Raw genomic sequence first — 9300 nt, 5'->3', positions numbered from 1 at the left:
CCCTGGCGCTTGCCGGTCAGCGAGGCGAAGAAATTACGGTAGGCGGTGTTCGCGTCCGCCAGGGCCTGCTGCAACACCACCGACGACACCTCACCCAGCCACGACCGCTCGGGAGTCTTCTTCGCCGCGGTGAGGGCTTTCGACAACTCCGCGTCCGTCGGGTACGGCAACCCCGCCCGGCGAGCATGCTCGCGTGCCGCGATAGCGTCGTTGAACACCACCCGTGCGCACCCGAACGCCTGCGCCAGCGCGTTCTGCTGGCCGGGCGTCGGACAGAGGCGGTACCGGTACCGGAGCTGCACACCGCGACCATAACCACAGGGTCCGACACAGTGATCCGACCCCGCCGGGCAGGACGCTCTCCTTGTACGCCACTCGCGAGCCGGTCGAATTCCACGGCGAGAGCACGTTCGGCCCTGGCGGGCCTCCCGCGTGCGCCTTCACCCCCGCCGTCAACGACGGAGCACTGGCGCACATTCCGGTAGCAGTACCAGAACACGTCCATGAACTCCGGTGCTCGAGATGCCCGCCCCGGGTGCGGGCCCCTGTCGACGGCGCGCGTCTCCTGCACCTTGCGAGATGGCACAGGTGACACCCCTCGGTCGCCGGTCACCCTCTGTGTGACAGGGCCGCATCGACCGTTGCGATCATGTAACCGCAAGTGGAAATCCGGTCGGACGGACCGGCTCGCGACGCGACCCCGGCGCGGGTCGATCACGCAACCCACAGACCTCGGAGGGTCCGCCCACCAGCACGGACAGCGACGCCGGAGCGCCACCCCCGGTTTCCACTCACGCACCGCACAGTTGTTTCCTCCGCGCAGCGAAACCGCCTCATCGGCTCGCCAGGATTGCCCCGGACGACAGAGAGGACGGGACATGGTCTGGGTGGTGCTCGCATCGATCCTCGGCGGGACGCTTCTGCTCGCTGGCTTTCCGAAGCTCCGCGACCGGGACGGTCTGCTGACGGTGGTGCAGGGATACCGGTTGCTGCCGGCCGGAGCGGAACGCGGGGTGGCAACGGCACTTCCGTTCGTCGAGGTTGCGGTGGGCATCGCGCTGATCCTCGGGATCGGCGGTCCGTGGCCGGCCGCGGCGGCAGCGCTCCTGTTCGCTGCCTTCACAGCGGGACTCACCGTGAACCTGGTGCGCGGTCGCCGTGATCTCGACTGCGGTTGCTTCGCGTTCGGTGCCCACGAGGTCCCGCGGATCGGCTGGTTCCACGCGGGGAGAGCGGCGTCGTTCGCCGCGGCGGCACTGGTACTCGCGTCGGCGGGGACCGTCGAAGCCACCGCACCCGAACGCGTCGCCGCGGTGGTCGGCGGACTGCTGGCCGTGCTGGCGGTCGTCGCCGTCGCGCAGATCCGCTCGGTCGTGCACGTCGGACGACGCCCGGTCGACGACTACCTGACCGCCGCCTCGATCCGGCTCCGGGCCACGAGCACCGTTTCCCGCTACGGCTCCTGACTCCACCGTTCCCGAAACACCTTTCGTACAGACAGGACTGAACCCGATGACGAACTTTCTGGTGGTCGCCGTCGCCGTGCTGACCGTCGCGGTCGCACTGCTGTTCCTCATGACCCTCGCCCTCGCCCGAGAGATCGGCCGCGTCCAGGTGCGACTCGGTCCGCTCGGCGCCCGGATGATGGACACCGGACCGAAGGTCGATCAGGCCGGGCCGTCGTTCGCCGGTCTCGTCGATCACGCCGGACGGTCGGTGCGGGTCGGCGGCCACCGGGACCGCGCGCAGCTGCTGATGTTCACGGCACCGAGCTGCAGCACCTGCAAGAGCCTGCTGCCGGGCCTGCGCGCGATGGCCCGCGCCGAGTCCGACCTCGACGTCGTGATCATCTCCGACGGAACACCCGAGGAACATCGGGAGTTCCTGGCAGGCAGCAACATCGGTACCGAACTCAGCTACGTCGACGCGCGTGACGTCGGCATCGCCTACCAGGTCGGGACGACACCGTACGGGGTGATCCTCGACGAGCACGGCAAGATCCGCGGCAAGGGCCTGACCAATCACATGGCGCAGGTCGAAAGTCTGCTCAACGCCCTCGAATCCGGTACGCCGTCCCTCCAGCACCTCCACGCGCAGGCGAAGTCCGCCTGACCCATCCCCCGATAGAAGGAGGCGAACCGCCATGCACCACCACAACCCGGAACCACACGAGGTGACGGAGCAGCGATATCCGGTCGACGAAGACACCGTTCGTGAACAGGCCGCCTGGATGGCGGGCGAGGGCGGGTCCTTCGTCAGCCGCACGGGACGCAAACTGTCCGAACGCACTTCGCGTCGGTCGATGCTCAGCAGGATCGGGCGCTGGACGATGGGCGTCTCGGGTGTCGCGCTGATCAGCTCGCTCCCCGTCACCCGGACCGCGATGGCCCAGGAGACTCCGCAAGCTCCGCCCGCGCCGGAAGCGCCCGAACCCCAGTTCATCACGTTCGACGGCAAGGACCCGGCCGAGTGCGAGTACTGGCGCTGGTGCAACATGGACGGCACTTCGTGTGCGGCCTGCAACGGCGGCGGCGTGACCACCTGCGCGCCCGGCAGCAAGCCCGGCGCCGAGTTCTGGGTCGGTTGCTGCACCAACCCCGACACCGGAAAGACCTACCTGATCGCCTACTACGACTGCTGTGGCGCACCGTCGTGTTCCAACGCGTTCTGCGGCGAGCCCGACATGCAGGCGATCATGTACAACCCGGTCTCGGGCAGCTACGACCAGGAGATCATCTGGTGCGTCTCCGACGAGTCCCAGGCGTACACCTGCACCATGGCGCCGATCATCGGCGAGGACTGCCAGACTCGCCCCGCGGCACGTCCGAAAGTCGGTGCCGGAGCATGAATCCTGCACGCACCAAGCGTCTTTCCCGGTCCGCCGCGGTGGCGGTCCCGCTCGCCGCCGCACTCGTCCTGACCGGCTGCAGCTCGGACGACGACGCAACGGCATCCGGCGAGGTCACCTATCCCACCGTTCCGGTCGTCGCACCCGGTGAGGGCATTTCCCTCGGCCACGACGACCAGGAGATCGGCGACACCATCCCGGAAACCGTGCACGTCGGGGAAATCGAGCCCATCAAGTCGACGGACCTGATCGCCGTCGCGGGCGGCTTCGGCAAGCTCGAACTCGGCGTCAACGCCCTCGACCCGGTGACCGGTGTGGCCGGCAGCCGCTTCGTCGTGGGACCGGGCATCTGGGATCCGGTGATCCACGGGTTCGTCGGCGAGACCCCTGCCGATCCCGCCGTGCTCGCCGCCGAGGTGTGGCGCCCGCGCGGTTCGCGCGGCGCGGCGGACTTCACGGTCAGCACGTACTCGGGCAACCTGCTCGAACCGGCGGAAGTGCTGCTCCCCGACTACGCGCGTGTGCACTCCCGGCCGGGTTCGAACGCGGTGACCTCGGACGGCAAATACTTCGTGACCTGGGACGACGGCCTCTACGGCGTCCGCGTCGTCGACCTCGCAGCGGGGAAGGAGAGCGGGGCACTGCAGGTCATCGGCTGCGGCCCGTTCACCTGGCTCGACGGCCACGAGCTCTACAGCGTCTGCGAGGACACCCGCGAGCTGATCCAGATCTCGATCGACGATGCCGGCGTGCCGACCGAGACGAAACGGGCGAAGGTCCTGCCCGACGACTTCGTCAGCACACGCAAGGTCACCTGGGCCGCCGACGCGAAGAAGGCACTGCTGCTGAGCGAGAACGGTGATGTCTACGTCTTCGACTTCTCGAAGGGGCTGCCCGAGTCCGCGGTGACCCCGATCGGCAACGCCGGCCAGGACGGCGGACGGTTCGCCGGAAACGCCGTCGACAACACCGGTCGCCGTCTCGCGATCGAGTACACGGACAGCGTCGTCCACCCACACTCCGCTCGCGGGGGTGACGTCGTGAAGATCGAACTGCACGACGCGTCGAACTTCGCACCGGTCAAGACGCTCGATCTCGCCGCGCTCGGCCTGACGGGCATCACCAGCATGGCGTTTTCCGTCGACGGCGGCACGCTGTACGTGCTCGGTGACGGCCCCGAGGTCGACGGTGAGACCACGCAGACGATCGTCGGAGTCTCCTCCGCGACGGGCGACCGGGTCAGCTCCGCCGAAATCACCGGCAATGTAGACGATTTCGGAACACTACTCACTCCCCAGGTATTGGAATGACCCGATCAGGACCGACCCTCGATCGCCGCGGGTTCCTCCGCATCGGCTCCCTCGGAGCCGGTGCGGTGGGCCTGGGGATCCTGGGTCTCGGTGCGGCGTCCTGCAGTTCGGCCGACGCGGGCGACGCAGGCACTCCACCCGATTTCATCGCCCCCACCGACCCCGAAGTCGCGGCTGCCGAGCAGGCACGCGGATGGAACGGAAGGGAGGTCCCCGTCGCCCTGGCCGCAGGTGTGGCCACCGTCGATCTCGGTGGTCGCCTCGTCGACACCTGGTCCTACGGCGGCCGGGCCGTGGCTCCGGAACTGCGGGCGAGCGTGCGCGACAAGATGCTCGTGTCGGTACGCAACGAGCTGGCGGTGGACACGACCCTGCACTGGCACGGCATCCGGATCCGCAACGACATGGACGGCGCGGCACCGGTGACGCAGGATCCGATCGCACCCGCGGGCGAGTTCGTGTACGACTTCGTCGTTCCCGACCCCGGAACGCACTGGTACCACTCGCACAGCGGCCTGCAGGCCGATCGCGGGCTGTTCGGCGCCCTCGTCGTCGAGGATCCCGACGATCGCTCCGGCGCGGACGTCGACGTCGTGCTCGTGCTCGACGACTGGATCGACGGCCTCGACACCACCCCGGAAGCGGTGCTGGCGGCACTGAATCCCGCGATGACCGGTGGCCACGGCGGGCACGGCGGCGGTACCGTCGTCGAGCACAGCGCCGAGCAGATGTCGGTCGCCGAAACCCTCGTGTCCGGCGGGCACGGGTCGTCGGTACCGCTCGGCGGCATGACCCAGCACATCGGATACCCGATGCACCTGATCAACGGGCGTCCGCCCAACGATCCCGAGGTCGTGACCGCGGCACCGGGCAGCCGGGTGCGGCTGCGGATCGTGAACGCGGCCGCCGAGACGCCGTATCGCTTCGCGGTCGCCGGGCACGAATTGACGGTGATCGCAGCGGATGGGTTCGATGTCACCCCGACGACCACCGACACGCTGATCATCGGGATGGCGCAGCGGTACGACGTGCTCGTCACGGTGAAGTCCGGTGCATGGCCGGTGGTCGCGAAGGTCGAGGGCCGGGACGGTCACGCATCGACCGTTCTACGCTCCACCGATGCGGTACCCCTGCCGAATCCCGATGTGGGGCCGGTTATCCCTGAACTCGACGGGCGGTTGCTCGCCGAGAGCGCGCTGCGGCCGGCGGAGTCGGTCAAGCTCGATCCGCGGCCCGTCGACCGGGACTACCGCGTCGAGCTGATCCAGGCCGGCGACCGCTACGTGTGGGGCATGGCCGGACCGGATGCCGGGAAGCTGGTCATGCGCCAGGGGGAACGGGTCCGCATCACGATGGCGAACACCACCACGATGTGGCATCCGATGCACACCCACGGACACACGTTCGCGGTCCCCGACTACGGCGGGCTCCGGCGCGACACCGTCAACGTGCTGCCCGGCACCGAGCTCGCGATCGAGTTCGACGCCGACAACCCCGGCGAGTGGATGTTCCACTGCCACAACGCCTATCACTTCGAGGCCGGGATGACTGCGAACCTGCGGTACATCCGATGAGAGGACACCCCGTGAACAAACTGCTTCCGCTGGCCGCAGCGCTGATCGCCACCGCGGGACTGACCGCGTGCGGATCGTCCGAGGCGGCAACCGAACCCGCCGTGGTGATCGATGTGGCGAACATGTCGTACACGCCCGCGTCGGTCACCATCGAGAAGGGCCAGACCGTGCAGTGGCGGTTCGACGACAACGGGTTGCCCCACGACGTCGCCGGCGACGGCCCGCTCGACGGTGTGCTGCAGAGCGAGCTGCTCACCGAGGGCACCTACGAATTCACCTTCGACGAGGCCGGCACGTTCACGTACCACTGCACTCCACACCCGTCGATGGTCGGCACCGTGATCGTGCAATAGTGCGGCCGCGCAGAGTGTCTCGATCGACGTGGATACTCGCCGGGTGCGCCCTGGCCACCGCGACGGCCGGATGCGCGGCGGCGCAGCCGCCCGATACGGTGATCGAGATCAGCAATGTGCAGTTCACCCCGATGGACGCCGTCGTACCGGTCGGCGGGACCGTCGAGTGGCGGTTCGACGACGGCGGCGTCCTCCACCACGTCGAGTCGCCCGGCGCCTTCGACAGCGGGATCACCGGGGACGGCACCTACACGCACACGTTCGACCGGGCCGGAACCTACACGTACACGTGCTCGATACATCCGTATATGACCGGCACCGTCACCGTCCGCTGAGGAACCAGCGGGGCGATTCGAAACAGCAACGACCCAGGAGGTTTCCGATGACCACCGTCCTGTCCCATCAACCGATCGAGACCGATCTCCCCGACATCCGCCCGACGCTCGACGGCGCCGTGTCCGCCCGGGCACGCCTGGGCATGGCGGCCGGTGCCGCCGTCGTCGGTGCGGGTGTCGCGACCCTCGCTTCCCCGACGACGTCGACGGCGCTGACCGCCGCGGTGGTCGGTGCCGGTCTCGTGACCTCTCTCGCCGCGAACTGGTCGACCTGCGGCATGTCGGTGGCCGGAGTCGTCGCGGCACCGAAGCAGCCCGACCGCAAGGGATCCTCGACGCCGCTGCGGCGGCTGGGCTGGCATGCGCTCGGCTCGGTGAGCACCGGCGCGGTCACAGGTGCGCTGCTCGGCGCGATCGGTTCGGTCACCGCGGCGCACCTGTCGCCGCTGTGGCTGCTCGCCGGATGGGCCCTGTTCGCGTTCGCCTACGGCCTGCACGAAATCGGTGTACTGACGATGCCGGCCCCGATGCGTCGTCGCCAGCTTCCGCGGCACCTGCGCCGGACCATGGCGCCGTGGAAGGTGTCACTGCTGTTCGGCGCGATCATCGGCCCCGGATTCCTGATCTTCATCCGATCCAGCGCGTACTACCTGCTGGTGCTGGGGGTGCTCGCGGTCGGCTCCCCCGCACTGGGCGCGGCGATGTTCACCGTCGTCTCACTCGGCCGGTGCATGCCGAGCGTCGCCGCCATCGTCCACACCCGCCGTGGCGGGTCGATGCCCGGGTTCCTGTCGGTGATGTGCGTAGTCGATCGCCGCGTGCAGGCGGTGACCGGCGCCGCGCTCGTCGGCCTGGCCGCGTTCGCCGCGCTCGCGCTGGCCTGACAGTCGAAAACGACGGATACGGCGCCGAGTGCGCAGAAGTTGTCGCGGCGACCCGGCGCGCCGCGACAACTTCTGCGTGTTCACGGCACCGGATCAGAACTCGAACTGCACCCCGGTCAGCGTCTCCGACAACTCCCACAGCCTGCGCGCGGTCTCCGGGTCGCGGGCCCGGGACGACACCGACGCGACGTGCGGCGAACCGTACAGCCCGAGGAACCCGCCCGGGCCCACGTATCCGCCGCGCAATGCCGGATCGGTCGCGGCATACACGACCGATTCGGCGCCCTGCGCGGGCGTGCGCTGCAAGATCTTCTTACCGAAACCGAACAGGTGGTCGAACCAGGTGCCGGTGTGGCTGCCGACCTCGGTCGCCGCATAGCCCGGGTGCGCGGCGATTGCACGAACCGGTGATCCGCTCGCCGCGAGCCGACGTTCCAGTTCGAGGCTGAACAGCAGGTTGGCCAGCTTCGACTGCGCGTAGCCACCGGAGCGGCTGTACGAGCGGCGCTCCCAGTTCAGGTCGTCGAGATCGACGCGCCCCAGACGGTGAGCGGCACTCGAGACCGTCACGACCCGGTCGGTGATCCGGCCGAGCAGGAGCCCGGTCAGCGCGAAGTGCCCGAAGTGGTTCGTGCCCATCTGCATCTCGAAACCGTCCGCGGTCCGCTCCAGTGGCACTGCCATCACCCCGGCGTTGTTGACGAGCACATCGATCTTGTCGTGTGTCTCGCCGATCCCGTCGGCGAATTCGCGCACCGACGCGAGGTCGGACAGATCGAGCCGACGCACCGTCGCGTTCGGTCCGATCTGTCCGGCGATGTGCTGCCCCTTGGCGACGTTGCGACCGGCGAGTACCACGTGGGCGCCTGCCGTCCCGAGTGCCCGGGCCGTGGCCTCGCCCACGCCGCTGGTCGCACCGGTCACCACGAAGGTGCGGCCACGCAGCGACGGAACCTCAGGCGCCAATTGCGCTCTTCATCGTCGGCAGCATCGCCCACAACTCGTCCTGCCAGTAGCCCCACGTGTGGGTACCGCGAGCCGGGAACGAGAAGTGCGCGTCGATACCCAGCGTCGCAAGGCGGACCTGGAAGGCACGGTTCTGCGCGAGCGCCAACGCCTCGAGCCCCATCGCATTGCTCGTGTTGAACGCCCCGACCAGGGAGTTCGGGCGGTCGTGCTGACCCGGCAGGCCGCTGGCCGCGGAGATCCACATCGACAGGCCGCGCATCTTCGGTGCGGCGACGAACGGGTCGTGACGCAGCCACGCCGAGTTCCACGGCGGCCCCCACATCGCGTCCGCGTTGTAACCACCGGCGTCGAGCATCGCAACACGGATCGCCTCACGCATACCCGGCGCCGACAGGTTCAGGTAGCCGGACAACGAGCCGGCGAACGCGAACTGGTCGCGGTGGTAGGCGGCGAGGATCAGGGCCGCGTTGCCGCCCATCGACAGGCCCACGACCGCGTTGCTGCTGCGGCTGATGCCGTAGCGCGCGAGGTGGTCGGGCAGGTTCTGGGTGAGGAAACTCTCCCACTTGTAGGTGTAGGGCTGCCGGTTGAGGTTGCTCGGGCTGTACCAGTCGGCGTAGAAGCTGGACTGGCCACCGACCGGCATGACGACGTTGATGCCGTTGTCGGCGAGCCATGCGGCGTTGGTCTCGTGCTCCCACCCGCTGACGTCGTCGGTGGCGCGCAGGCCGTCGAGCAGATACACGGCCTTGTTGCTGCCGTTGTTCGCGAACCAGATCCGGACCTTGATCTGTCCGACACCGCCGGGCGCGGGTACCCAGTCCTCGGCGAAGCGGGTGTACGGGTCGGCGGAGGCCGTTCCGACACCCACGAATGCAACGGCCAGCGGCAGGATCACGGCCGCCACCAGCATTCGAACCAGCGCGCGCACCCCCTTCGGCCGCGTTCCGGTCATCGAAGAAGTTGTCACACCAAGCTCCCCTTGTGTGTCTGCGTGTCCTCGGGTCGGACACCGGCCGCGCTCGCG

11 protein-coding genes are annotated in these 9300 nt (G+C 68.7%); 8 read left to right on the top strand and 3 right to left on the bottom strand.

Annotation, left to right across the window (positions count from 1 at the left end):
- Nucleotides 1-302, bottom strand: a 302-nt coding sequence (locus RZ1_RS25640) for a helix-turn-helix domain-containing protein (RefSeq protein WP_139281974.1), incomplete at its 3' end; no start/stop codon positions are given.
- Nucleotides 303-878: 576 nt separating this feature from the next.
- Between RZ1_RS25640 and RZ1_RS25635 the strand changes: the two genes are divergently transcribed.
- The 8 genes from RZ1_RS25635 to RZ1_RS25600 are packed head-to-tail and all read left to right on the top strand — an operon-like array spanning nucleotide 879 to nucleotide 7304.
- Entirely contained in the window at nucleotides 879-1466 is a 588-nt protein-coding gene (locus tag RZ1_RS25635; RefSeq protein ID WP_072815439.1) for a MauE/DoxX family redox-associated membrane protein, read from the top strand.
- Nucleotides 1467-1512: 46 nt separating this feature from the next.
- A complete protein-coding gene (locus RZ1_RS25630) occupies nucleotides 1513-2112 on the top strand; it encodes a redoxin domain-containing protein (protein ID WP_072815438.1) in 600 nt (199 codons plus the stop codon).
- Between the two features lie 31 nt (nucleotides 2113-2143).
- Complete coding sequence (locus RZ1_RS25625; protein WP_072815437.1) at nucleotides 2144-2848, top strand: methylamine dehydrogenase light chain; 705 nt, start codon at nucleotides 2144-2146, stop codon at nucleotides 2846-2848.
- A complete protein-coding gene (locus RZ1_RS25620) occupies nucleotides 2845-4158 on the top strand; it encodes a hypothetical protein (protein WP_072815436.1) in 1314 nt (437 codons plus the stop codon). The genes RZ1_RS25625 and RZ1_RS25620 overlap by 4 nt, the downstream gene beginning before the upstream one ends.
- A complete protein-coding gene (locus RZ1_RS25615) occupies nucleotides 4155-5732 on the top strand; it encodes a multicopper oxidase family protein (protein ID WP_072815435.1) in 1578 nt (525 codons plus the stop codon). The genes RZ1_RS25620 and RZ1_RS25615 overlap by 4 nt, the downstream gene beginning before the upstream one ends.
- An 11-nt stretch (nucleotides 5733-5743) precedes the next feature.
- Nucleotides 5744-6085: a cupredoxin domain-containing protein gene (locus RZ1_RS25610; RefSeq protein WP_072815434.1), complete on the top strand. Its 342-nt coding sequence runs from the start codon at nucleotides 5744-5746 to the stop codon at nucleotides 6083-6085.
- Nucleotides 6086-6099: 14 nt separating this feature from the next.
- Nucleotides 6100-6420 carry a cupredoxin domain-containing protein gene (locus tag RZ1_RS25605; RefSeq protein WP_072815446.1) on the top strand — a complete coding sequence of 107 codons (321 nt, stop codon included), beginning with the start codon at nucleotides 6100-6102 and terminating at the stop codon, nucleotides 6418-6420.
- 47 nt (nucleotides 6421-6467) lie between these two features.
- On the top strand, nucleotides 6468-7304 hold the full coding sequence (locus RZ1_RS25600) for a methylamine utilization protein (RefSeq protein ID WP_072815433.1): 837 nt from the start codon (nucleotides 6468-6470) through the stop codon (nucleotides 7302-7304).
- Nucleotides 7305-7397: 93 nt separating this feature from the next.
- Here RZ1_RS25600 and RZ1_RS25595 read toward each other — a convergent pair whose 3' ends face one another.
- The gene (locus RZ1_RS25595; protein WP_072815432.1) at nucleotides 7398-8270 is read right to left on the bottom strand and encodes an oxidoreductase; all 873 of its coding nucleotides are present in this window, start codon (nucleotides 8268-8270) and stop codon (nucleotides 7398-7400) included.
- Nucleotides 8260-9228, bottom strand: a complete 969-nt coding sequence (locus RZ1_RS25590; RefSeq protein ID WP_072815431.1) for an alpha/beta hydrolase — start codon at nucleotides 9226-9228, stop codon at nucleotides 8260-8262. Before RZ1_RS25590 ends, RZ1_RS25595 begins: the two co-directional genes overlap by 11 nt.
- Nucleotides 9229-9300 lie beyond the last annotated feature (72 nt).

It is taken from the genome of Rhodococcus zopfii NBRC 100606 = JCM 9919, from assembly GCF_001895025.1.
GTDB lineage: Bacteria > Actinomycetota > Actinomycetes > Mycobacteriales > Mycobacteriaceae > Rhodococcus > Rhodococcus zopfii.
The sequence above is the reverse complement of the archived record's forward strand: the minus strand, read 5'-3'. Positions and strand labels throughout refer to the sequence as shown.

Coding starts and splice junctions, on each gene's coding strand:
- RZ1_RS25630 (WP_072815438.1), top strand. CDS start 1,513: ATGACGAACTTTCTGGTGGTCGCCGTCGCCGTGCTGACCGTCGCGGTC.
- RZ1_RS25635 (WP_072815439.1), top strand. CDS start 879: ATGGTCTGGGTGGTGCTCGCATCGATCCTCGGCGGGACGCTTCTGCTC.
- RZ1_RS25600 (WP_072815433.1), top strand. CDS start 6,468: ATGACCACCGTCCTGTCCCATCAACCGATCGAGACCGATCTCCCCGAC.
- RZ1_RS25620 (WP_072815436.1), top strand. CDS start 2,845: ATGAATCCTGCACGCACCAAGCGTCTTTCCCGGTCCGCCGCGGTGGCG.
- RZ1_RS25625 (WP_072815437.1), top strand. CDS start 2,144: ATGCACCACCACAACCCGGAACCACACGAGGTGACGGAGCAGCGATAT.
- RZ1_RS25590 (WP_072815431.1), bottom strand. CDS start 9,228: ATGACCGGAACGCGGCCGAAGGGGGTGCGCGCGCTGGTTCGAATGCTG.
- RZ1_RS25615 (WP_072815435.1), top strand. CDS start 4,155: ATGACCCGATCAGGACCGACCCTCGATCGCCGCGGGTTCCTCCGCATC.